This is a genomic window from Armatimonadota bacterium, from assembly GCA_037138755.1.
Lineage (GTDB): Bacteria > Armatimonadota > Fimbriimonadia > Fimbriimonadales > Fimbriimonadaceae > Fimbriimonas.
This window is the reverse complement of record JBAXHT010000001.1, coordinates 905,985-929,511: the sequence shown is the minus strand read 5'-3', so window position 1 is coordinate 929,511 and position 23,527 is coordinate 905,985. Positions and strand designations below refer to the sequence as shown.

At 54.7% G+C, this 23,527-nt stretch carries 18 protein-coding genes; 5 read left to right on the top strand and 13 right to left on the bottom strand.

Going from position 1 to position 23,527, the window contains the following annotated elements; translation table 11 throughout:
- Positions 1 to 2: 2 nt before the first annotated feature.
- From WCK51_04465 to WCK51_04430, 8 genes are all read right to left on the bottom strand, one after another.
- The gene (locus WCK51_04465) at positions 3 to 464 is read right to left on the bottom strand and encodes a hypothetical protein (protein ID MEI7576124.1); all 462 of its coding nucleotides are present in this window, start codon (positions 462 to 464) and stop codon (positions 3 to 5) included.
- Positions 454 to 1,686, bottom strand: coding sequence for a hypothetical protein (locus WCK51_04460; protein ID MEI7576123.1), 1,233 nt, complete (start codon positions 1,684 to 1,686; stop codon positions 454 to 456). Before WCK51_04460 ends, WCK51_04465 begins: the two co-directional genes overlap by 11 nt.
- A complete protein-coding gene (locus WCK51_04455; protein ID MEI7576122.1) occupies positions 1,686 to 2,300 on the bottom strand; it encodes a cytochrome c in 615 nt (204 codons plus the stop codon). The genes WCK51_04460 and WCK51_04455 overlap by 1 nt, the downstream gene beginning before the upstream one ends.
- Complete coding sequence (locus WCK51_04450) at positions 2,288 to 2,839, bottom strand: DUF3341 domain-containing protein (GenBank protein ID MEI7576121.1); 552 nt, start codon at positions 2,837 to 2,839, stop codon at positions 2,288 to 2,290. Before WCK51_04450 ends, WCK51_04455 begins: the two co-directional genes overlap by 13 nt.
- Entirely contained in the window at positions 2,839 to 4,239 is a 1,401-nt protein-coding gene (gene nrfD, locus WCK51_04445; protein ID MEI7576120.1) for an NrfD/PsrC family molybdoenzyme membrane anchor subunit, read from the bottom strand. The genes WCK51_04450 and nrfD overlap by 1 nt, the downstream gene beginning before the upstream one ends.
- The gene (locus tag WCK51_04440) at positions 4,239 to 7,358 is read right to left on the bottom strand and encodes a TAT-variant-translocated molybdopterin oxidoreductase (GenBank protein ID MEI7576119.1); all 3,120 of its coding nucleotides are present in this window, start codon (positions 7,356 to 7,358) and stop codon (positions 4,239 to 4,241) included. Before WCK51_04440 ends, nrfD begins: the two co-directional genes overlap by 1 nt.
- 14 nt (positions 7,359 to 7,372) lie before the next feature.
- Positions 7,373 to 8,107, bottom strand: a complete 735-nt coding sequence (locus WCK51_04435; GenBank protein MEI7576118.1) for a cytochrome c3 family protein — start codon at positions 8,105 to 8,107, stop codon at positions 7,373 to 7,375.
- 179 nt (positions 8,108 to 8,286) lie between these two features.
- On the bottom strand, positions 8,287 to 10,191 hold the full coding sequence (locus WCK51_04430) for a heme o synthase (protein MEI7576117.1): 1,905 nt from the start codon (positions 10,189 to 10,191) through the stop codon (positions 8,287 to 8,289).
- A 105-nt stretch (positions 10,192 to 10,296) separates the two neighbouring features.
- Between WCK51_04430 and WCK51_04425 the strand changes: the two genes are divergently transcribed.
- A complete protein-coding gene (locus WCK51_04425) occupies positions 10,297 to 10,869 on the top strand; it encodes a hypothetical protein (protein MEI7576116.1) in 573 nt (190 codons plus the stop codon).
- 7 nt (positions 10,870 to 10,876) lie between these two features.
- Here the strand turns inward: WCK51_04425 and WCK51_04420 are convergent, their stop codons facing one another.
- Positions 10,877 to 11,929, bottom strand: a complete 1,053-nt coding sequence (locus WCK51_04420; protein MEI7576115.1) for a bifunctional phosphoglucose/phosphomannose isomerase — start codon at positions 11,927 to 11,929, stop codon at positions 10,877 to 10,879.
- Positions 11,930 to 12,006: 77 nt separating this feature from the next.
- On the opposite strand from WCK51_04420, the gene WCK51_04415 reads away from it, so the two are divergent.
- A complete protein-coding gene (locus WCK51_04415; GenBank protein MEI7576114.1) occupies positions 12,007 to 12,960 on the top strand; it encodes a serine hydrolase in 954 nt (317 codons plus the stop codon).
- Positions 12,961 to 12,962: 2 nt separating this feature from the next.
- Here WCK51_04415 and WCK51_04410 read toward each other — a convergent pair whose 3' ends face one another.
- Genes WCK51_04410 through WCK51_04400 form a run of 3 tightly spaced genes read right to left on the bottom strand, consistent with a single transcriptional unit; the run spans position 12,963 to position 16,299 of the window.
- Positions 12,963 to 13,913 (bottom strand): transglutaminase family protein, encoded by a 951-nt coding sequence (locus WCK51_04410; GenBank protein ID MEI7576113.1) that lies wholly within the window; start codon positions 13,911 to 13,913, stop codon positions 12,963 to 12,965.
- On the bottom strand, positions 13,910 to 14,854 hold the full coding sequence (locus WCK51_04405) for an alpha-E domain-containing protein (GenBank protein ID MEI7576112.1): 945 nt from the start codon (positions 14,852 to 14,854) through the stop codon (positions 13,910 to 13,912). Before WCK51_04405 ends, WCK51_04410 begins: the two co-directional genes overlap by 4 nt.
- On the bottom strand, positions 14,851 to 16,299 hold the full coding sequence (locus WCK51_04400) for a circularly permuted type 2 ATP-grasp protein (protein ID MEI7576111.1): 1,449 nt from the start codon (positions 16,297 to 16,299) through the stop codon (positions 14,851 to 14,853). Before WCK51_04400 ends, WCK51_04405 begins: the two co-directional genes overlap by 4 nt.
- Positions 16,300 to 16,452: 153 nt before the next feature.
- On the opposite strand from WCK51_04400, the gene WCK51_04395 reads away from it, so the two are divergent.
- The 3 genes from WCK51_04395 (at position 16,453) to WCK51_04385 (ending at position 22,355) form a co-directional block, all read left to right on the top strand.
- The gene (locus WCK51_04395) at positions 16,453 to 18,426 is read left to right on the top strand and encodes a hypothetical protein (GenBank protein ID MEI7576110.1); all 1,974 of its coding nucleotides are present in this window, start codon (positions 16,453 to 16,455) and stop codon (positions 18,424 to 18,426) included.
- Position 18,427: 1 nt separating this feature from the next.
- Positions 18,428 to 20,314 (top strand): hypothetical protein, encoded by a 1,887-nt coding sequence (locus WCK51_04390; protein ID MEI7576109.1) that lies wholly within the window; start codon positions 18,428 to 18,430, stop codon positions 20,312 to 20,314.
- 85 nt (positions 20,315 to 20,399) lie between these two features.
- Entirely contained in the window at positions 20,400 to 22,355 is a 1,956-nt protein-coding gene (locus WCK51_04385) for a hypothetical protein (GenBank protein ID MEI7576108.1), read from the top strand.
- Here WCK51_04385 and WCK51_04380 read toward each other — a convergent pair.
- The gene (locus tag WCK51_04380; protein MEI7576107.1) at positions 22,352 to 23,455 is read right to left on the bottom strand and encodes a hypothetical protein; all 1,104 of its coding nucleotides are present in this window, start codon (positions 23,453 to 23,455) and stop codon (positions 22,352 to 22,354) included. The two genes, WCK51_04385 and WCK51_04380, sit on opposite strands and share 4 nt — an antisense overlap.
- Between the last annotated feature and the right edge of the window lie 72 nt (positions 23,456 to 23,527).

The window sequence follows — 23,527 nt, the reverse complement described above, 5'->3', positions numbered from 1 at the left end:
TTCTACGGTGTCGGGGCGTTAGTGTTGAGCTTAATCGTGTTTCCGGTCGTCTTTGCCGGCACAACGTTTCCAGTGGAGACTCCGTTTTTGGCAACGGACCGCATCGCTTCGTCAATTGGCATTCGTGCGGTTCCGGCGGATTGATCTGCCCAACTGTAGTGGTTGAGTTTCTGGTCCTCGTCGGCGCGCATTCTGGAGATGTCGATCTTGGTAGTGATGTTGTCCTGAAGCTCTGGCTGACCCTTGAGTCCGGCGTTTCGCGATGGAACCACGTCTTTGGGAACGTGCATCAATGAGCCGTCGATAAACAGGTTGTAGATGAACACCGCTATGAAGTAACAGGCGATACATCCCACTGTCGTGTAGATCGTCGCTTTGCGAACTGCCGGGACATCTAGGTCACGACGGTCGTAACCCATTTTGTCCAAGACATCTGGATCTGTTGGTTCTGGCTTAGTGTGCATTCTTCTTTGCCTCCTCAAGTCGTTTGTCGTAGAGCGGAAGGAGCGGGGCCTTTTCCACGTTGTTCAGCATAACTGCGAACCAGGCGAATGCCATGACAACCCATCCGGCGGCATCAAAGATCGTGCTTGGACCGAAGGCTTGTGGACTCATTCGATTCGGGATCGAAGCTCCGATGATCCAATACACGTCGAGGATGCGGAAGCAGAAGATGAACAACGCGATCATCGCGAGTCGGTCTGCGTACCGCTTCACTCTCGGCGAGAGCAATGTGACGAACGGGATGACGAAGCAACCCAGGATCGTCGAGGCCCCGATGAGGTTCCAACCGAGCATTGCGTCTGCGCCACGGTGGGCGTAGAAGACGGTGGTTTCCGGCAGGTTTCCGTTCCAGAGAATGATGAGCTGGGACACCGAGGTGTAGCCCCAAAGCATGGTCAGAACGAACATCATGTTGCCGAGGTCCTTGGTGAGGCCTGGTGCCATGACGTTTGCGTAAGGCTGTTTGCCTGCGTTTCGTGCGACGAGGAAGATCGCCATCGAGAGAGCTGCTTGGCAGCCTCCGATGAGAAGCCAGAGGGTGTAGATCGTGCTGTACCACTTCGGCGTCAGCGACATCGCGAGCAACGTGAGAACGAAGGTGAGGACCGAGACGAAGATGACCATCATCGGCGTTGCGAAGTTGGTTCGGAACTGGTACTCGTTCTCGTCGAGACTCTTGTCGTGTCGGTTCGTCGATTTGCGCAGCGTATTTGCCATGAAGGCGAACAGCGCGTAGCCGCCGAGGATGACACCACCAAAGACAGGCTTGTTGAGGAAGACAGCTTTTTTTGCAAGAATGAAGTCGCTTGCGGCTTCTGGTCTTGCCCACTCGTAGATCACGTCGGTCTTGAGGAGCATGGGTACGAGACCGATGGCGAGCATCGCCCAGGTCTGCCAACTTGAACCAGCCTCAAAGATTCGAAGAACAGGAAGGGTCCAGCTACTCTTGATTGAGTTGTGGAGGAGTGTGAGCGCGAGGCAACCACAGGTGACCATCAGCCAAAACACGTAGCCGTACATGTACGAGTTCAGCATGAACTTGTGCGTGTCCCCGCTGCCGACGGCGAGGAACGCTACGAAGGCCAAGAATACAACACCGCCGATGGTGGCGATCCCTTTGAAATTGTGGAACCTTGGCTTGTCGGTATCAACCGGAGCGGTTGTCAGGACGGCTTCACTCATTAGTGGGCTCCTCCTTCGTGCGATTCAGCTTTTGGTTTCTCATTCAACTTTGCTTGTTGCTCCGGGGTGAGGTCCGTTGCCTTCACGTTCTGGCTGAGCTGCAATGCCCTGATATAAGCAACGATAGCCCATCGATCCTTCGGTTCGATACGACTTGCGTAGCTATACATCGCTCCGTAGCCATTAGTGATGACATCGTAGAAGTGCCCGACGGGCATTTTTCGTAGGCGGTCGGTGTGCATGTTGCCAACCGGTCGCTTCAGTTTGAATCCGCGCTTGGCGATCATGCCCTCACCATCTCCGGCTTGGCCATGACATGGGGTGCAGAAGATCTGGTAGCGCTCTTGACCGCGCTTGAGGAGTTCCATATTGATGTCGGTTGGGATCGTATCGACCCATTTTCCGTTATCTATTCCGGTGAAGAACACTGCGTCTTGGCGGAGGTTTCCGCGAGAGACGGTTCCCTGCAGGAGAGGTCGCGATGCTTGGCCGTCGGCGAAGAACTCACTTTTGTCGAGCGGGTGAGACTTCTGCTGGACCCACATGTCGGTGTTACATCCGGCAAGCGCTAGTCCAACTGCTGTGCAACCAAGGCTAAGTCTTAGTAGTCGCATTCAGACACCTCCACGGCTCCGTTTTCTTTCATGACTTTTTCGATCACCTTTGCGTCGTAGGCCGGGTCTTCGGCTTCGACGGCAAGGAAGAAGCGATCCTGGGTGCATCGCTCGAAGTTTTTGGTGTTGAAGATCGGGTGGTACGGCTTTGGCAGCTTGTTGTACACAAACATTCCGATTGCGGCGCTGAAGGCAGCGCAGAGAATGGTTGCTTCGTAGGCGACCGGGATGAATGCCGGAACCGAGTTCAGCGGACGTCCACCGATGTTCATTGGGTAGTCGATGACTGCCGTGTAGTACTCAAGCGAGTAGCCACAGGTTACACCGAGGATTCCGAAGATGAAGACCGTCCAGGGCACCCGGTTGTCGCGGAAGCCGATGGCTTCGCTGAGCCCGTGGATCGGGAAAGGCGAGTAGGCGTCCATTTTGCGGAAGCCTTTGTGCTTTGCCGCTTCTGCCGCTTTCATCAAGTCTTCGGGCTTTTCGAACTCTCCAACGAGTCCCCAAAGACCGGACGGATCTGACCAATCGTGTGCCATTACTTACTTGCCCCCACTTCTTCGACGATTTCCTTTTTGCCACCCATCTTGTAGAACAGGTCCTTGACCTCGAAGATGTTGATCACCGGCAGGAAGCGGATGAAGAGCATCATGAGGGTGATGAAAAGACCCATGGTTCCGGCAAACATTGCCACATCCCAGAACGACGGATAATACATCTTGTCGCTCGACGGGAGATAGTTGTTAGTGAGCGACATCGGGATGATGACGAATCGCTCAAGCCACATTCCAACCGAGATAAGGAAGCAGACCACCATGATCAGCGTCTCGTTTCGGCGAGCCTTTTGACTCCAGAAGACCTGCGGCGCGATTCCGTTGCAGAAGATCAGCAACCAGTACATCGGAGCGTACGGGCCAGTAAATCGGGTCTTCATGAGAAGTTTGAACTCATAGAAGTTGCCGCTGTACCAGGAGTAGAAGATCTCGAGAAGGTAGCCGTAGAAGACGATGAGTCCGGTGGCTAGCGTGATCTTGCACATCCAGTCGATGTGACGATCCGTGATGAGATGCTTGAGGTTGTACCACTTGCGCAGCGGAATTCCCCAGGTCATAACCATCGCGAAGCCAGCGAAGACCGCACCCGCAACGAAGTATGGCGGGAAGACCGTGACGTTCCAGCCCGGGACGATCGAGATCGCAAAGTCGAAGCTAACGATACTGTGTACCGAAAGAACTAGCGGAGTCGAGAGTCCGGCTAGAAGTAGGTACATCTGCTCGTATCGGTGCCAGTGCTGGTTGCTTCCGCGCCATCCCATTGCAAGGGTGGCGAAGATGACTTTTCCGTACTTATTGGTGCTCTTGTCGCGCAAGGTAGCGAAGTCGGGGATGAGTCCGACGAACCAGAAAACGGCTGAGACCGAGAAGTAGGTTGAAACCGCAGCAACGTCCCACATCAGCGGCGAGCGGAACTGCGGCCACATCGCGAGGATGTTTGGATACGGGAAGAGCCAGTAGGCGTTCCAGGGTCGCCCGGTGTGCAGAATTGGATACAAACCAGCGCACATAACCGCGAAAATCGTCATTGCTTCAGCGAAGCGGTTGATCGAGTTTCGCCATTGTTGGCGCATGAGAAGCAGAATTGCTGAAATCAGCGTTCCAGCGTGGCCGATACCGATCCACCAAACAAAGTTGATGATGTCGAAGCCCCATGCAGATGGAACGTTATTGCCCCAGATTCCGATTCCTTGATAAAGGAGCCAGAAGATCGAGAGGCCCAGAAGGCCTGTCAACATGATTCCGATCGCGAAGAGCATGTTCCAGCCCTTGCCGTGAAGCTTCTGGTTGAGAATCAGCCTATCGACAGAGGAGTCGATGGATGAGTACGTCTGATCGCCTGTGATCAGCAGATCGTTCAGTTTTCTCTCTTGAACTTTGGCCATTAGTGGTGCGCCTCCTCTGCCTTGGCAGACTTGATTTCTGGGTTAGGGTTACGAAGCTTCGCAAGATGAGAAGTTCTTGGCCGTGTTTGAAGTTCTTCCAAGAGCAGGTAGCTGCGTGGGTCATTTCTGAGCTTTGCGACTTGACTGTTCTTGTCAGCGATGTTTCCGAAGACGATTGCTTCGCTGGGGCAAGCTTGCTGGCACGCGGTAACGATGTCACCTTCTGCTATTTGACGCCCAGCCTTCTTGGCTTCGATTCTTGCTTCGCTGATGCGCTGGGTGCAGTAAGTGCACTTCTCCATCACACCACGACCTCGGACCGAAACGTCGGGGTTGTTCAACATCTTGAGCAGCTGTAGTCCGTTATCCTTCGGTGTATTGATCGCGCCGGGGATCCGTCGCGTTGAGATCGTCTTGTTCTTCTCGCTGAACTGAGCCTGGTTGTCGGTCCAGTTGAGATAGTTAAACCGTCGAACCTTGTATGGGCAGTTGTTGGAGCAGTAACGGGTTCCAACGCAGCGGTTATAGACCATCTGGTTGATGCCTTCGTGGCTGTGAACTGTTGCTGCAACTGGACAGACTGGCTCGCAAGGAGCGGTTTCGCAGTGGACGCAAGCGACGGGTTGCCAGGTGACACTTGGATTCTCGTCAGAACCGCTGTAATAGCGGTCGATTCGGATCCAGTGCATTTCACGGCCTCGCGAAACTTGCTCTTTACCGACGACAGAGATATTGTTTTCCGCCTGACATGCCGTGATACATGCACCGCAACCGGTACATGCGTTCATGTCGATGGTCATGCCCCACTTTTCGCCATTCCAAGCGAAAACTTCCTCGGGCATGAGGTTGTTTTCCTTGATCTCCTCAATTTCCATAGAGTGACCAACCATCAATGCGTGTCGCTTGTCCTCGGCCGCATTGAACTTCTCAAGAGTCGCTTCCCGAATGACGTCGCGGTGGTCAGGAATCTTGTCGCCACCCAGCGGGCTGTGGCCTTGAGTCGTAGAAAGGTGCTGCGTCTTACCCGTTGGTGTGATCGTGACGCTGGAGTAACTGGTGTTCTTGGAAGACATCAGCTTGTACGCGCTGAATCCGCCACCGTCGACGCCACTTAGGGTCGCCAGAGTTCCGCCAGCAGTTCGCCCGTAGCCGAGATGGATCGTAATCGAACCAACTGCGTGCCCAGGAAGGATGAAGACAGTGCCTTCGATTTCCCCAGCCGAAGTCTTTACCAGCACGACATCGTCAACGGAAATCTTGCTTGCCTGCGCGTCTGTCGGCGACATGTAAACAACGTTGTCCCAAACCAGCTTGCTCAGAGGTTTTGGCGTTTCTTGGAGCCAGCCATTGTTGGCAAACCGACCGTCGAAAATCGTTGGGTCAGGTGCAAATCCAACTTCCATTCCTGCGCTCTTCACTGGCGCGGGCAATGGAGCGGCTCCACCCGCCATCGCGAGCGTGGCCGAGGCGGAATTTGGAATCGTCCCGTTATGAATCGCTTCTCGCCAGGATTTCTCAAAAGCGGCTCCACCGAAGCCCTTAGCCTGAAGAGTTTCGCGAACGAGGTCGTAACCACCTTTTGGCTCACCAAGGAGTCCAGAGAAGACCTCGATATCGCTTCGGCCATCATAGAGCGGTGCGATGAGAGGCTGGACGACACCCGCAGTTCCTTCGTAGGATCGCGCATCTCCCCATGCTTCGAGTGAGTGGGTCATCGGGATGTGCCAATCGCAGACTTCGGCAGTTTCGTCGAAATAGAGTCCGTGATGGATTTTGGCGACCGAGGTTGCGGCGGCCAGAGTTTCACCGACCTTCATATCTGCGGGCGAAGCGTAGACCGGGTTCGTGTTGCTGATGATCAATGTCTTGATCTTCGCAACCTTGATGTCCGCAAGCAACTCGGCTACCGTTCCGTAACCACTGGTGAATTCGGGAGCTTCGACGAACTTGACGGTCTGCCCCACGTTTCCGAGGAATTGGTTGAGCTGGAAGGCGAGTTGGTGAACTTCGGCGGGCTGGTGCTCACCGGCGACCACGATGCTCGCGCTGCGATTCTTCTGAAGATCAGCAGCAATGGCGCCCAAATCAGCGGCCACATTTGAGGGAGCGATTCCCGCTGGTTCCGCAATGCCGAGGGCATTTGCCAACGCGCACCCTGCGCCGTAGACTTCACTGGGCTTAACCGCATAACGGTGATCAGCCATCGCCCCAACGGTTCCAGGGGCGGCTTCGAAAGCGTACAACCGGCTCATTTCACCCTTGTTACCAAGGACCCGTCGAGCTTTTGCGAACTGTCGAGAGTAAACCAGCGCACCCGGGTTATCCGTGGTGCTCAGGAAATCGCCATCGAGCGAGACTACTACCTTCGCCTTGCTGAAATCGTAAACTGGAACTCCGGCTTTGCCAGTGACGGCAGCCACAGCCTTGATAACGTTTCCTCGGCCGGAAGGCTCGTGAGAGTAGAGCTTCGCACCTTTCGACTGCAAGCGAGCAAGCAGCCTTGCGGCGGTTGGAGAGGTCAACGCACCGACCAAGATTCCGACTCCGCCTTCGGCAACCTTTGCACTTGCGGTCTTGTTGAACGACTCCCACGTGGAGATATCTCCACCGGTCATCACGTTCTGCGAGCGGTCAGGATCGTAAAAGTTTAGGATTTCGGCTTGCGAGATCGAGTCAAGAGCGCCGCCAGATGCGGGGTGATCAGGGTTACCTTCGAGCTTGATCGGTCGACCTTCGTATTGCTCGACCAGGACGCCAGTTGCGTATCCAGCCAGGGTGACCGCCGAAGCATAGAAAAGAGGCTTGCCCGATACGTACTCCTCAGGAGCCTTGACATAAGGAACCAGTTTTTCTTCCGGAAGGAAGACGCCGCGGCAACCGGTTAGGCCAGCGAGGGCCAATCCTGCACCTGCGTACTTTAGAAGCGACCGACGGTCGATCTCAAAAATCTCTTTACGGTTCGGAAATTCATCTTCAAACCACGCCTCGAATTCCTTGGTCTGCATGACCTCTTCGAGGGTGCGCCAATATTGCTGACCGCGCTTGCCTTCCAGCTCCGCGCGCATCTTTTCCAAGGCGATTTCCTTTTTGTCTTGTTGAATCTGTTCGATTGTCTCCATCAGTGAAAATCCCCTTACCGGTGGCACACTCCGCAGTCCGATAGTTGCTGAGTCTTGATGCCGTACTTCGCTACGATGTCCTTTCCGGCATCGACGGTTTCCTTATCGTTGAGGCCATTGAAATCACCATTCACAAGAATGGTTTCCGCTGGCGAAAGATTGTTCTTTCCTTTCGTCTGCAGCTTCCAGTAAAGCTTGAATGCAAGCTGGCGAGGAGTGTCGCCCGGGTGCTCCTTTTGAAGCTCTTTGTTCCACCCGAGGAACTTCTCCGGGTTGCGGTGACAGGACAGACACCAAGCCATCTGGAAGGAGTTTCCTTTGGCCGTGATGTGCATATCGTTGACCGGGCCGTGGCAAGTGTTACAGTTAAGTCCGCGGTTGATGTGAATCGAGTGGTTGAAGTACACGAAATCGGGAACCTTGTTGACCTTGTTCCAAACGATCGGCGTACCGGTCTCCATGCTTTGCCGAACTGGCTCAAGCAGTGGCGAGTTGGTCCAGATTTGCGAGTGGCAACTCATACAGGTTTCAGTGGAAGGAATGCCTGCGAATGCTGACTTTTCGACGCTGGTATGGCAGTATCGACAGTCAATGCCTAGCTCCCAGTTATGGTGCTGGTGAGAAAATGGAACTGGTTGGTTCTTTGGAACGTTTACCTTAGTGTTCGCTGGAGAGCGCGAGAGCGCAGCAAGGGAGAGACCGACAAGTAGCGGACCTCCTGCAATACACGCGATTGCGACTTGTGCCACAGAATTGGCACTTGGTTTGAAAACCTGTGAACCCATACTTTACAGAGACTCCGTTGGTGCTGACCAGCGCATCCGTGCAGGTCGGCGTTGTCTATCGATTTTGACGGCGATATACGAGAAATGATGATACCGGGAACCTGGGATGTATTGCCTAGGGGTTCCTGCGGTTTGCAGTGATTTCATAGGACAACCACCCGATCGACGGCGAACATGAGGAACAAAATTGCAAGGTACAGCATGCTGTAGTGGAAGAGCCAGCTTGCGCGGGGCCGCTCTTCCCAGTTCTGCCAGAGCCTCCAGACCGCTCTCACTAAGAGAATGTTAAGGATTGCTGCGGAGACGCCGTAGATCCAACCGACCTGCGGGAGCCACATGGGAATCATCGTGATGATGATAGTTGCTACGGTGTAGACACCGATCTGGATCACGGTGACACGGTTGCCTTTCACTACCGGAAGCATTGGAACCCCGGCGGCGGCGTAGTCATCCTTGATAAGGATCGCCAGCGCCCAGAAGTGGACCGGAGTCCAGACAAAGATGATTGCGAAAAGGTACAGCGCGAGAGGCGGTAACTCACCCGTGATCGCCGCCCAGCCAACAAGCGGCGGGAAAGCTCCGGCGGCACCGCCGATAACGATGTTCTGCCAAGTTCTGCGCTTGAGGAGCATCGTGTAGATCACGACATAGAAGACCAGGCCGCTGAGCGCCATGACCGCACTGAGCGGCGTCGCAACGACCCAAAGAGAGGTGAAACTGATAGTCGCAAGTGAGAACGCGAAGATGAGAGCGTTGACGCTCGAAATGTTTTGAGTGACCGTCGGCCGCTTCGCTGTTCGCTTCATCGAGATGTCGATATCGCGGTCGATCACCATGTTGATCGCGTTGGCGGCACCGGCGATCATGTAGCCGGCAATGCTGACGACGGTAAAGAGCGTGATTCCAGGCCAAGAACCCTGGGCAGCAATCATGCTCGTCATTGTGGTGAAGAGTAGAAGGCTGATTACTCTCGGCTTGGTGAGCGCGACATACGCTTTGATTAGCTCACGACCCTTCAGCGGCTCCGCGCTGTGCTCCGCTTCTTCCGGCGCTGGCCTTGCTTCGACAGGCTCGATCCCGACGCCAAGCGCGGCAACAGCGAGAACCACGAGTGAAATCCAGTTGAGATCAGCCACCACCAGATGGATCATCTGCATGACGATCGGCGCACTGAGGAAGATATTCAGAAGCCCGACACCCATTTGAAGGGCCAAGAGTCCGATGACGGTTCTGCACGCGTTCTTGACGAACGGGTCTGGCCTCAGGTGCTGGATCAGGCCGCACATGAGGAACATGAACAGCCCGATGCTTGCGGAGCCGATAGGATGAGCGACTGCAAGCTTGCTCGCCCAGAACGCTCCGGCTTGGAGTCTCTCACTGAGACCTTCAACATCCGGCCGAACTTGGTGTCCGAAGGCGGAGATTGCGCCGCTTATTCCCAGGAGAAACGTTCCAACGAAACCTAAACCGAGGAGCCAACCCACAACTCCTTGATTCCTGAACTGAAGTGGCCGCATGCCCGACGTGCTAAGTGCGGCGCAAACGTTGAACCCGAGTAGAAGGAAAATACTGAGCACGTGGGCCATCATCCACATCGCCCGCTCGACGGTGTCTTTGTCGGTGACCAGGCCTTTGACGACCAGGTGTCGTCCGACAAACCCCTCAAACAGAGTCATCACTAGGAAGCCGATCGCCATCTTCTTTGCAGGATGCCCCTTTGCAAAGTAACGGAAAGCCCAGACCACCATGATAATCGCTAAGAGCCCGACCAGAGTGGTCGAAATTCGATGAGTCGATTCAATCAAAGTCGCGAAAGAACCTTTCACGGGGTACTTTTCGCCTGTACAGAGCGGCCAGTTTTCGCCACATCCGTCACCGAGTCCGGCGGCGCGGAGGAAAACTCCGAAGCCTACAACGAGAAGGTTGTAGACGAGGACGATCCAAGAGAAGGTTGCAAAGCCGGAATTTGCCGGGATTACCTCCCCGGCATAATCCGGAGATGTCATGAAGTTTCTGAAAACATTGAAATCTGACTCTCTGCTCTTCATTTCCTCTCCCCTCTATTTAACCCTACGAGGCGGGTGCTCGTTACGGTAGCAGATGTCGGATTGTGGTGAGATTGACCGACGCAAACCGGCTGGTACGCTTGCTTCATGACGAAGTCCGCTAAAGTTGCGCTCGGGATGATGGCGGTCGCCGCTCTCCTGCTGGTGGTTCCGATGATGAATTTTATCGGACTAATCAAGAATGAGAAGCTATCAGAATCCGATCCGGAGTTTACAAAGTATATCGGTCCGGAGGTAGAGATACCGGCGCCATCAACCCCTGGCACCGAACGAGTTGAGTTCGAGGGCCGTGATGGCGGGAAAGGGGTCAGGTGCCTCCTGCCTAAGGGGACGACTTCGAAGGACGAAGGCTTTGCATACAGCCTGAACGATGCCATTGTTTCAGTCATCTGCGAGGGGACTGGGGCTGCGGGACAAGGAGTTGTGAGTCGATTTGCAAATAGCAAGACGCAGCCCGTTCGGACCAGCGAAGGGTTTAAGGGCGCATATGAAGAGAGGGATCACCCGAATGCGCCTCGGCGAGATCGCATGTATTACCTCGGGAGTCCGAAGTTCAGCTATTCCATGATGATCTCTTGGCCGCATGGCAACGCGGCGGCCAAAAAGGATGCGGAAGCGCTCGCAAGCGCGGTTTCCTATTCGGTTGAGCTGGCACCCTAGACCTTTTTTAGTTCACCTTGCCAAGTTCGGTCTTCAAAACGTTGATGGAATCAATGTTTTCAGGGTCGACTTGGTTGAGCGCCGCGAGATACAAGGAAACGAAGTCTCCGAGATAGGTTAGTGTTAGGAGTTTTTCGAGAAGATTATCTCCAATCGCCGCGACGTGTTGGAACGAGCAAAGATCCTTCACCAGCCCCTCGGTAACTTCGGCGCGCTTTTTCATTTTTGCGCTCTCGTTGCCATCCTCAAGGATGATCCCGACGTACTTCCCTACTCCCTGCTCGCCAGCTTTCACCCAAGCAAGAATCTCGTTGTGGTTCAGCTCAGGGAACTGGTTGACGAAGATATGGTTCTTAGAGTTCTCGTTGATCTGTCCCTTCCAGCGGTTGGCGGTAATGGCTTGCCAGGGGCCGAGGCCATAGATAATCCCCAGATTTCCGTGGAGGTCCTTTGCCATGTCTTTGGCAATGGGGTTTGCGCCTTCGATAGTCCACTCAGCGCAGAGCTTTTCGAGGAGGTCAAAGGCGTTGGCAAAGTCTTGCTCGGGGAGAAGACCCATTTTGATGGCAGCGGCGAGGACGGGGATCAGCATGAAACCGAGGGCGGTTCGGGGTGGTTGGCCGCCGGGAACGGTAACGACGGTGAAGCCGTCAGCCTTAGCCATCTCGGCGAGTTTTCCTCCGCTCGTCACGCAAACGATCGTCGCTCCGGCGGCTTTTGCTTCCGCATACGCCGACAGTGTTTCTTCGGTGTTGCCGCTGTAGCTTGTTGCAAAAACCAGTGTTTTGGATCCGACATAAGAAGGCAAATGATAGTCGCGGTTGACGATGAACGGAATCGAACCGAACGCCTCAAACATTGCTCGCACGTAGTCGCCACCAACCGCCGACCCACCCAAGCCGGTCAGCATCGCCAAATTGAACTCGCCAGTCGGGAAATCAACACCATCCACCAGGCCAAGGGCGGTACGGCACTGATTTGGATATTCCTCGGTGAAGTGCCACATTCCTTTGGGATCAAGCGCAGTGACGGCGTCGCGGGAGTTCAGATCGATGGACATCGAGGCTAGTTTACCGATCTAGGAAGAAAGCCCTGTTTGCCGAACTGCGCTATGACAAAAACGTTAACCACGAAGGAATGATTTCGGCTTTTGTTCTTTCGCTCACCCTCGCGCGCCAGGCTCCTTTTGATGAGGGTTGGAAGTACGCGGAGAAGTTTAACTCTCAGGCGATGTTGGTTTCGATCAACGGCAAACTCGTGTTTGAAAAGTACGCCAACGGCGGCGGAGAAGGCACTTCCCAGGCCATGGCGAGCGGGTCAAAAAGCTTTTGCGGCGTCGTTGCCGCGGCGGCAGCGACCGACAAACTTCTGACCTACGATGAGAATGTTGCGGACACATTTGTGGAGTGGAAGAACGATCCGAAGAAGTCCAAGATAACGGTTCGCCACCTGCTCTCGCTTTCCAGCGGATTGCCCGTCGGGGTTCGGGGTCGAGACGCTGGCGAACGCGAAGGCTGGGAGACCGCTAAAGCAGCCACCGCTGTATTTGAACCCGGCGAGCAATTCGCTTACGGCCCGAATAGCTTCAACATTTTCGGTTCGCTCATCGAAGCCAAGCTCAAGAACGAGAGTTGGGAACAGTATCTCGATCGGCGGATCATGAAGCCGCTTGGAATCTCGATGTTCTATCGGGGCAAGTGTGCGGACGGGAAGCCTCAGCTAGCCGGAGGCGGATGGATCAAGCCCCGAGACTGGATCACTTTCGGTCAGTTCGTCATGGCGGATGGGAAGTGGAAAGGCAAACAGTTGATTGACGCCAAGTTGATGAAGGAGCTCTACCTACCGTCCAAGGCGAATCCCGGCTATGGCATGAGCTGGTGGCTTTCGGACGCCGACGAAGCGAGCATGATGACCGCCAAAGCTGATCCCAGCGCCGACGGTTTCCGAATGGCGGCGGGTGCGGGCAAACAGCGTCTCTACATCATTCCGAAACTCAAAATGGTGGCTTTGAGGATGGGCAAGGTTTCTGGAGCGATGCGTGGTTGGAGTGATCGCGAATTTCTCGAACTGATCACCAAGTCGTCCAAATAGGTCTACTGCTGCTGTTGTTGAGCGACCATTTGGTCGGCTGGTTTTGTGGTCTTCGTGATCTGAGGAAATTCGGCGTAGACCGGGACTTCGATTCGACCGATATCGTCTCGAAGGTCGAGCGGGCTGGTTGGCTCGGTTTCGGTGGTTTTAACTTCGACCTTGAGTGACTCCGAAGCATTGCCAACATAGACCCCCCGGTTTGGAGCGGCGTCGTTGTAATCGCGGCCATGAGCGATCACAACATGGCGTTCGTCCGGAAGGCACGAGTGAGTTGGATCGTAGCCGCACCAGCCAAAGGTGGGAGAATAGAACTCAATCCAGGCGTGACTCTCGCTTGGCTTTGTGGGCTCTGCGACATGGAAGTATCCGCTAACGTAGCGGGCCGGCACGCCGAGCGAACGCAGCACTGCTAATGAAAGGTGGGCAAAGTCTTGGCATACACCGCCTGGTTGATCGAGAACTTCATCGCTGGTGGTTGCGACAGTAGTGACCTCGCTCGCATACGTCATGTGATGGCTCACAAGGTCAACCACTTGCTGAATCACTCCGCCGAGCGGCGTCGAGAGATCGACACCATTGCAAAACTCCCGAAGGCGTGGCGAATCCACCACCAAATCAGTAAACATCAGCGAGTCGAGGATGGGGCCATCGGTGGGGATGTCCTCGACGGAGTCCAAAATGACCTCAAGATCGGGATGTTTGGGGTGAGTTTCGACTACCGAGCGGGAGATCACTTGGATCTCTTTGTGATAATCGGTGATAGAGAAGTGATGTGTGGGTGCCCCAAGCCAGTTGATATAGCGGAACACCTTGGTCACTGGCCCAACCGCGATGTAGAACGAGCGGACGGTTTGGTGGTTGTTGCTCGTTGGCTCAACGCGGAGCTCCATCGACGACTCGCTAATGAAGCCTGAGTAGTTGAAGTTGAGCCGATGCTCAACGTCCAGGATCATGCTTCCACCTCGTGTTGCGGTTTGACGAGAGCTTCGTGGGCGTTCATGAGGGCGATTGAGGTGCGCTGAGTGTATTCGGCTAGGTCGGACATTGCCATGATTCGGGCCTCGTCATACTGGGCTTCGGCGAGCTTGCGCCCGAGGATTCGGCGCATGGTCGGCATTCCGGCATGAGCTGACGGAAGCAAGTCGACGTACGCCTTCATCCGCTTGAGGCCGCTGTGGACCGAGCGCGGAGTTTGGTCGTTGAAAAGGAGAAATTTTAGGACTTGATCGGGTTCGAGGCGGGCCCCATAGACTCTTCGATAGTTCTCCAGGGATGCTAGGTCGAGGAGTAAGATTCGTCCGAAGGCGAAGGACATTGAAAGGTCGTTTGATTTGTGCGCCGCTCGCAGGTTAGGGAGTTTGAGTTCGAGAACTTTGAGGGTTCGCTGCGTGCGCTCCATGGCCTCGCCAAGCTTCATGTAAGTCCAGCCTTGATCCCTCGTCAGGGTGTGCTCAATGGCACCAAGGAGGGTGAGGATGTCTTTGTGCGTTGCCTCTGTGAAGTCGGTCAGCCGAGCCGGATTCAGAGCCACGGCTTGGCGGGCTGAGACCATTGCGTGATACATCTCGTTGAGCTGCTGGATCACCTCTCGGGTCAGAACTTCGCCAATGCTTCGCGCGTTGCTCCTCGCTTGCTCGATGCAGGAGATTACCGAGAGCGGGTTGGAGGCGTCGTACATGAACGAGTCGATATACTGCGCGTTGAGGGTCAGTCCTACGTTGGCCGGCGGTTTGCCAAAGAGCAGGTGCCACTCTTGGGCAGCGAGTTCGTCGTTTAGTCCGGACAGCTCGACGGTAAACTCGTGCGTTGCCTTGAGCAGGCGGCATGTGTTTTCGGCGCGCTCAATGTAGCGACCCATCCAGTAGAGCGAATCGGCGATTCGCGAGAGCATCATGCCCTTCTGTCCTCCAGGACCCAGGTGTCTTTGCTTCCGCCGCCTTGACTGGAGTTGACGACGTAGGAGCCTTCTTTGAGGGCGACCCGTGTGAGGCCGCCGGGGAGGATCCTTACTCGGTCGCCGTAAAGGATGTAGGGTCTGAGGTCGATTCGGCGGGGGACGAACTCGCCGTTCAGGAATGTCGAATGACTGCTCAACTCAATGAGCGGTTGGCCGACGTAGTTGCCGGGGTTTTCGTGCATCTTTGCAACGTACTCTTTGACTTCCTTCTTGCTCGCCATCGGGCCCATCAGCATTCCGTAGCCGCCAGCGTCGCCGGTAGTTTTGATGACGAGCTCGCTGGCGTGGTCGACCATGTACTTGAAGTCGTCGGGCTTGTAGCCAGTGAAAGTGGTGACCTGCTTCAGGATGGGCTCTTCGGAGAGGTAGTGCCGGATGATCTCGGGTATGAAGGCGTAGACGGCTTTGTCGTCGGCGACGCCGGCGCCGGGGGCGTTGGCGAGGGCAACGGTTCCGGCGCGGTAGGCGTTGAGCAGGCCTGGGACGCCGAGGGTGCTGTCGTGGTTGAAGGCGACGGGGTCGATGAAGTCGTCGTCGATGCGGCGGTAGATGACGCTGACGCGCTGGCGACCTTCGGTGGTTCGGGCGAAGACTTGGTTGTCTTCGACGATGAGATCTCGGCCTTCCACCAACGGGATTCCCATTTCTCGGGCGAGGAAGGAGTGCTCAAAGAACGCGGAGTTGTAGCTGCCTGGGGTGAGAACAACCGCGAGGGAGCTTTCGCCGTAATGAGGAGCAACAAAAGTCAAGGTGTCGAGGAGCATCTGCGGGTAGTCGCGCACGGGCCGAACCGGATAGCGGTTAAAGAGCTCGGGGAACGTCCGTGCCAGCAGGTTTCGGTTTTCGACGACGTAGGAAACTCCGCTTGGGCAGCGGCAGTTGTCTTCCAGGACAAGGAAGTCGCCTCGGTCATCGCGGATGAGGTCGGTTCCGCAGACGTGAGTGAAGACCTTCCGAGGCGGGATGATGCCTCTGAGTTCCCTTCGGTACTCCTTGCGAGAGAGGATCAGCTCCCAGGGAACGACGCCTTTGTGGAGGATGTCTTGCTCGCCGTAGATGTCAAGCAGAAAGCGGTTGATCGCGGTGATGCGCTGGGTCAGGCCCCGCTTGAGGTGATCCCACTCGGCGGCGGTGATGATGCGCGGGACGAAGTCAAACGGGAAGACTCGTTCTCGGCCTTCGGCCTCGCCGTACACGTTGAACGTGATCCCTTGGTTGAGGAGTGAGAGGTACTGTAGGTTCTCCCTTCGGGCTACCTCTTCGGGCGACATATTGCCGAAGGACTTGAGCAATTGCTCGTAGTGCTTGCGCGGCTTGCCCGGCTTTAGCCAGATCTCATCGAATCCCTGCTCGCTTGCGTTCCACTCCACTTGACTCTCCACCTTGGACCGCATTGTACAAGTGGTGATTATGATAGATGGTTTGGCGGATTAGTGCAAGTTGGGCGCTTCGCTTTGGGTGATTCGCTTTTCGCGGCTCACTTTTGGTCGCTATCCATTGATCTTCCAGCTCACTGCATATCGTATGATTAAGTCATGCTCGCCTTGACTCTGGGACTGGTGATTCAGTCGACTCCGATCAATGTGGAGAGTCCGGGGATTCGGTTGGTGAATCTGATTCCGAAGCTAGCTTCGGAATCACGTCTGGGCTTGAGCGTGGTGCCATACCTAGAGAATGATGTGGTGGCGATTCGGACGATGGGGCGGCCTTGGAGTGAGGTTAAGGCGAACCTGGCGAAGGTTTTGAACGCGACCTGGGAGGAGAATGATGGGCGGTATATCCTGACTCAGACGAGCAAGCAGCAGAAGGCGGATTTGGACGCTAGATATGCCTGCATGAAGGCAAAGATTAATCGGTTGAAGGCCGACCTTGCACCACACTACTCTCCGGAGGCCTGGTCAGATCGAGAGTTTGGAACTTGGCTTGCGCGGGTGACCAAACCATTTACTGACGAACAAGATTTTAAGGAGCGAGTGCCAGAAATGGTGTGGCAACGCCGATCGGAGCCTTCAGGCCGGTTTCTCGCCCGGTTGTTCAACGGAATCGAACCATCCATCTTAACGAAAGTTGGAACCAGTCTTGAACATCATCCATTCTCCGATCAGAGCCTTGCTCTTCACGCCAAGCTGGAAGCACCCACAGATCAGATATTGACAAACTTGCGCTCAGAGACCGAGTTAGTTCGCTCTGTGTTCGGGTTCGAATGGAAAAACGGTAAGCCCGCCTCAAGCCTTCGTGATGCAACCCACTGGAGGCTGAAACTGAAAGAATTGGGTGAGCATTCTCTCTTTGCAGAGGTATCCATGTTGGATACGTCCGGCAGGGTGCTGACAACGGTACGTGAGTTCTCGAACGTTGCCAAGTATCCCGAGTTCGAACCATTACGGGGTAAATCTAGGCTCCGCGAGTTTGCAACATCCAGACTACGAGCCTCACATGACCTTGATTCTTCCTACAATGATGGTGCGACTGCGGCCGAAATCGAATCGGGAAACAAAGAACGGTTAAAAGCGATTGGGTTGGTCGGTGAATTATGTTCCCGGTGGTCGAAGGCCGAACTGGAGGACCCGTTGGGCTATTTGGGAGGCGACGATTGGAGACTTTATTCTGAGGAGAGTGCCAAGCCAATGATTGCTCTTTTGACAGACGATGGTGCGGGCGGAGCAGTTGCTATAAGCTCCCCTCGATTGAGTACGGGAAGTTTTCGTGCTGATAGCGATGGGTGGATCATCGGTATGCACCGCGATCCATTATGGGTTCGTCAAAATCGAGTGGACCGTCGCGAAATGGGGAAACTGTTTAACACATTAGCGACAGAGTGGAGAACTGATCGGTTCGGTGTCGACAGTACGATTAGGCGAATTGAGATCGGAGCGGGGGTAAGGAGGCTCCGTCTCGACCGAATGCAACCTGTGCTCACCTTAGTTTCGATGCTGACCGAGAACGTAGGAATCCGCGGGCTGGGAGTATTGTTCGCAACGCTCCCGCGATCGTCTCAAGATTCTTTAGTTCGCGGGCAAACCCTGCTGGTTGCTCGACAACCTGAAGAAACTCGACGAACCTTTCTCGAGAGTTTCTTTTTCTCTGACGGACTCCAAGAACTAGATCCTCGCATCGCGGCCGTCGCCTTCCCGAAGGTGGACGAGGGCATGATCCTCTCCGGGAATGTGACGAGAACATCCGGCTTTGAAGTGGTTTATCCGCCGAGACTGGGATTCGAACCTGGGCTTCGCCGAAACTTTCTGACCTTTGACGAATTGGCACGTTGGATGGCTTGGGGAAGATTAGAACCAGCTACCGAGGTCGCGGAGGCGACCCAGGAGAACCTGAATCTCTTCTTGTATCATCAATCAAGTAAGAACGGTGGGGCAAGAATGACGGAGACATATGTAGGGAAGCCAGTGCTCAAGTCGGCGATGATGAAAGTCGAAGCGCTCCCTTCGGAACTTCGCCGTCGCTTGGTCGCTCGCGGCCAAGAGTTGCTGCGGGCTAAGCCGGACGGTAATTGATATGGTCTTCCTCGCCCTAAGTTTGCTGATCCAATCGACGCCGATTAATGTGGAGAGTCCGGGGATTCGGCTGAATGTTCTCGCAGTCAAGTTGAGTCAGCAAGCTGGATTGGACGTTGAGATTGACCCCAGGTTGGCAGAGGATGCAGTTGCGATTTGCGTTTCTGGACAACCTTGGAGTGAAGTCGCAGAGGGGCTTGCAGAGGTTGTCAACGGCACATGGAAGCAAGACGGCAGGCACTTCAGACTATTTCAGACCGAGCAACAGCAAAACATCGAGACGTCAAACCGGGTCAAGAATCTTCGCTCGAAACTGGAGAGACTGAGAGCCCGATACGCTTCCAAGGACCCTATGCCCGTCTGGTCTCCTGAGCACGCAAAGTTGTGGCTTGCATCGGAGAACGATGAGCAGCTCTACACCCCTGGTGGCCGAATGTCGGTTAACGACTCGGGACCGCTCGGTCGATTGTATCGCCGAGTCTTTAGCGCCGTACCAATTGAGGAATTCATCGTTCTCGAACCGTTCCTGTTCGATCATCGCTTCTCAATCGGGGAAATCCCGAACGTGAGTCAATTTTCAACCAAGACAGGGACCCTCATCTCAGAGACGAAGCAGGAACTTGAGATTCTGAAAAAGCTTATGTCCGAAGATGCGCAATCAACTGACCAGCTCCAAGTCCCGGCAATCTCATTACAGTTTGGAGAATACGGTGTGCAATATCTGCACAGCAACCTCCATGTCCTCCGTTCCGACCTAGCCGAGCCATTTTATCTGACCATTGCTGAGGGACCAGAAACAAAACCTGCATTGGAACCAGTGAATTCCGCCGCTCCTAACCCCTGGAAAAGCCTTGGTGACGAACTCGTGGACTTTGGCTACGGCGACCGCGAGAAACATTCCCCGAAGTTTCTTGCTCTCGTTGACTCCCTTCTCACACCTGAATCGCCTGACGTGACGGCGTACGCTGGCGGAGGGCAAGACTGGCTGACTATCGCAAAACAGAACAAGAAGCCTGTAATTGCATTGCTCGCACAATGCTACAAGACCGACCCTGTTAAGTCGGACGCTGGATTTGCGACTGATGGTCCTTATCGACTGGACCACAACGGATGGATGCTAGTTTCACATCGAGATCTTTGGCGCATCCGGCGTCAAAGAATAAGCTCAGCTGAATTTCAAAGATTTTTGCGCTTGCTCAAACGTGTGAGTGAGCCTAATAATGACCTGTTTCGGGACGTTCTCGACCAGCTTGAATTCAGGCAATGGCTGATTCGCACAAAATTAGCGCACCTTGAATCGCTTTATCCTCCACTTCTCGGGACGCCACATTACCCAAAGCCGATGCCCTACGATTTAATCGGTGCTTGCACACCATCAGACCTTGCTCTGCTCCGATCTGGAAAGCCCATTCAGATGGATCGCCTGAGCCCGGCCGTCTTTGACTTTTTCATCCGATCGATGTGGCATTCGTCGCAGTTTGAAAACTGGGGAATAACCGGGATTCCAAAAGCCAAGGGTATCTCGATGACACTGCGAATTGAGCGAATGCCGCTGTACGACGTTCATATCCCACGAAAGACAACTGGTGGTTCTAAGCCGTTTTTTGTTCGCGCCAGGACGGATTTTGAAGGACTGGCGTCCTGTTTAGCGGACACTCCAGACTCAGATACAGAATCGCTCATCTCGGTTGCAGTAGGGGAAGCTCTTGAGCTCGGTGTTACTCTTACCACTTCACAAGTTTTGAACGAAACTTCCATCAGCTCTCGGCTAGCGGGAGCTTCAAAATCGATGAAGTTATCGCAGCTTCCTTCGAACCTGCTCAAACGCCTTAGAATCCGTGCTGCAGAGTTAAAGCGAATACGCCTGGGACATGACGATGGGAGATAACTCATTATTCTTGACGATGTCTAAATGTCCAATCGCTAGAGTAAAGCATCTGAACCCAAAGTCGGTTCTCTTGTATGATTAAGTCATGCTCGCGTTAACCCTGGGACTGGTGATTCAGTCGACTCCGATCAATGTGGAGAGTCCGGGGATTCGGTTGGTGAATTTGATTCCGAAGCTGGCTTCGGAGTCTCGGTTGACGCTGAGCGTTGTGCCCTATTTGGAGAATGATGTGGTCGCGATTCGAACCATGGGACGGCCCTGGGGAGAGGTGAAGGCCAACCTTGCGAAGGTTTTGAATGCGACTTGGGAAGAGAAAGACGGGCGGCTGATCCTTGCTCAGACCCTGGAGCAGCAGGCGGCAGATTTGGCGACTCGGTACGAGTGCATGACGGCCAAGATTCAGAAGTTGAAGGATGATTTTGAGCCCTATTATTCCGCTAATGAATGGACAGATCGAGAGTTTGCGACTTGGTTCGCAAGGAAGAACAAGAAGTTTGACCCTGAGACGAAGGGAATGGCCCGGCTTCCGGAGATCGTTTGGCGACGGCGGTCTGATCCAAATGGTCGGTTCATTGCTCGATTCTTCCACTCAGCGACACCGGAGATGTTCATTCAGAATGGGACGGAGTGGTACAACCGGCCCTATTCGGATGTGCCAATGGCGCTTCACCACACGATCAGCTTAGACACTCGGAAGATGCTCCAGACCTACAAGGATGAGCGTGAACGTTACGAACTTACAAAGGATCAATCAACAACTGTCAAAGCTCCAACTAACTGGTACAAGGATTCAGCTCACTGGAAGCTCAATTTTCTTGAGGAGATGGATGGCAAGCTGTCGGTCTCCATCGATTTCCTCGATAGCCAAGGGATTTACACGGACAGCGTTGCCGAGTTTGGGGACTACACCGACCCTTCGCACTATGAGGGACTGCGCGGGAAATCAAAGCTATCGGAGTTCGCATCCGAACGGTTCAGTGCGACTAATGACAAGCTTGGCGAGTACGACACGGAGGTAACCAAGGAAGACCTCGCTGCTCAGGACAAAGCCAAGAAGCTCGTTCAGGAGCTCTGTGTGGAATTCGCTAAATCTGAGGTCGAGGACCCGCTGCGCTACTTGTCGGGGGACGAATGGAGGCTGTTTTCGGAGGAGCAGAGCAAGCCGATGATTGCCTTTTTGGCGGACGGAATCGACAACTTGGTGGTGATGAAGAGCCATCCAAAGTTGCCGTCCGGGCTTTATCGGGCGGATGCTGAAGGCTGGATCTTCGGAATGCAACGTGATCCACTTTATGTTCGGAGCCATCGGGTTCCGAGACCACAGCTGGCGAAGTTGATGGCTCGTCTGGCGGTGCATACGGAAGTTTTGAATGGAGACTTGGCGAATATAGAGAAGGAATTGGAACTCGGGCATTTGCGGTTCACCACCAATTTGAGGTGGTGCCCAGCGCTCGATAACGTTGCTGATGCATTTGTCAGCCTGACATCGATGGGCAAACTCGGCGACCTTTACGCTTCGCTAGATGCGGGGCTTCGGCGTTCACTGCTCGCTGGACAAGTCCTTAGAATTGATCGACAGTCAGCGGAAACCCGTCGCGCCTTTCGAGAAATTGTGTACTTGGGGAGCGGCCTTTATGAGCTCGACAAGCGAATTCCACCTATCGCGTTTCCAGCGGTTGACGAAGGAATGTTGTTGACGGGAAGGGTCGGCACTGAGTCAGGCTACTTCCTCCGTTACCCGGATGAAGTTACGAACCGGATTGCTCCTCAGCTCTGTTTCATGGACTTCGACGGGCTGGCAAAATACTTTGCCGAGGGTGATTTCGATCCAAAGGTTGAAGTTGCCACCGCGAATCGGACAACTTTGAATCTTGAGCTTGCATTCCGGCAGGTGACGGCTACCGGACCGAGGGTCGAAGATTCCCACTGGGGCGTGCCTCGGCCTACGTCGAAGTTCACCGCGCTTCGTCAGCTACCTCAGGCGTTTAAGTCTAGACTGCTGGAGCGCGGCAACAAGTTACTAAAAGACGACGGACGTTAATCCTTCCAGTCCGCAACAAATATGTTCGTCTCTCCAGGCACAGAGCCGTAGCGGTTGCTGGCGAAGACGATTTTCTTGCCGTCTCGACTGAACATGGGGAAGCCGTCGAAGTCGGGGGTAGTGGTGACTCGCTCCATTCCGGTGCCGTCGGTGTTGACGAGGAATAGGTCGAATTCGCGGCCCTTGGGGTCACCGAAGTTGCTGCAGAAGATAATCTGCTTCCCGTTGGGGTGAAGGAACGGGGCGAAGGAGGCGGCTTTGAGTGTGGTGATTTGCTTTTGGTTTTTGCCGTTGGCGTCCATCATCCAGATTTCGAGTTTAGATGGACGGACCATGTGTTCCTGGAGCAGAGCGGTGTAGTCTTTGCGCTCTTCTTCGCTCTCGATGAGGTCGCGCCGCCAGACGATCTTTTTGCCGTCCCAGCTTACGAAGGGTCCGCCGTCGTAGCCTTGCTCGTTGGTTAGTCGCTTGATGTTCTTTCCGTTGAGGTCGGCGCGGTAGACCTCGAGGTCGCCGTCTTTGTCGCTGGTGAAGGTGATGTACTTGCCGTTGGGGTCAACCGTGGTTTCGGCAATGTAGCTGTTGCTGCTCAACACGGTTTCGAGGACGCCCGTCTTGAGGTTTTTGCGGTAGAGCGCGAACTCGGGGTTGACCATCCAGACGTAGCCTTTGCTTCGGTCGAGCTTCTTCTGGGCGCCTTCGTTTTTGGCGAAGGTTGAGCTGAAATAGACGTACTTATTGTCCGGCGAGAGGTAGCTGCAGGTGCATCGTCCTTTACCGGTGGAAATCAGATGCTTGCCCGAGCCGTCGGCGTTCATCAGGAAAATCTGTTCGTCGGGAAAGCCGGGCTGGAGGGATTGGTAGACGATGGACTGGCCGTCTTTACTCCAATAGGCCTCGGCGTTTTGCCCGCCAAAGGTGAGCTGGCGGACGTTGCTGATATGCTTTTCGTCGGGGTTGCTGGCGACTGCTCGGGAGTCGGGCCATTCGGCCATGCTCTTGAACTGTTGGTCTGCTTCGGCGTTATAGTGGGGAAGAAAACGGTGGTCGGAGTGGATTTCCGGTCGGGCAAGGACGGCGAAGAGAGCAAGCGACAGCATGAGTCTTTAGTAAACCCTCCGTCGGCGGCGCGGTGCTGTGCATCGCTGACGGAGGCTTAATCCGGCTGACGA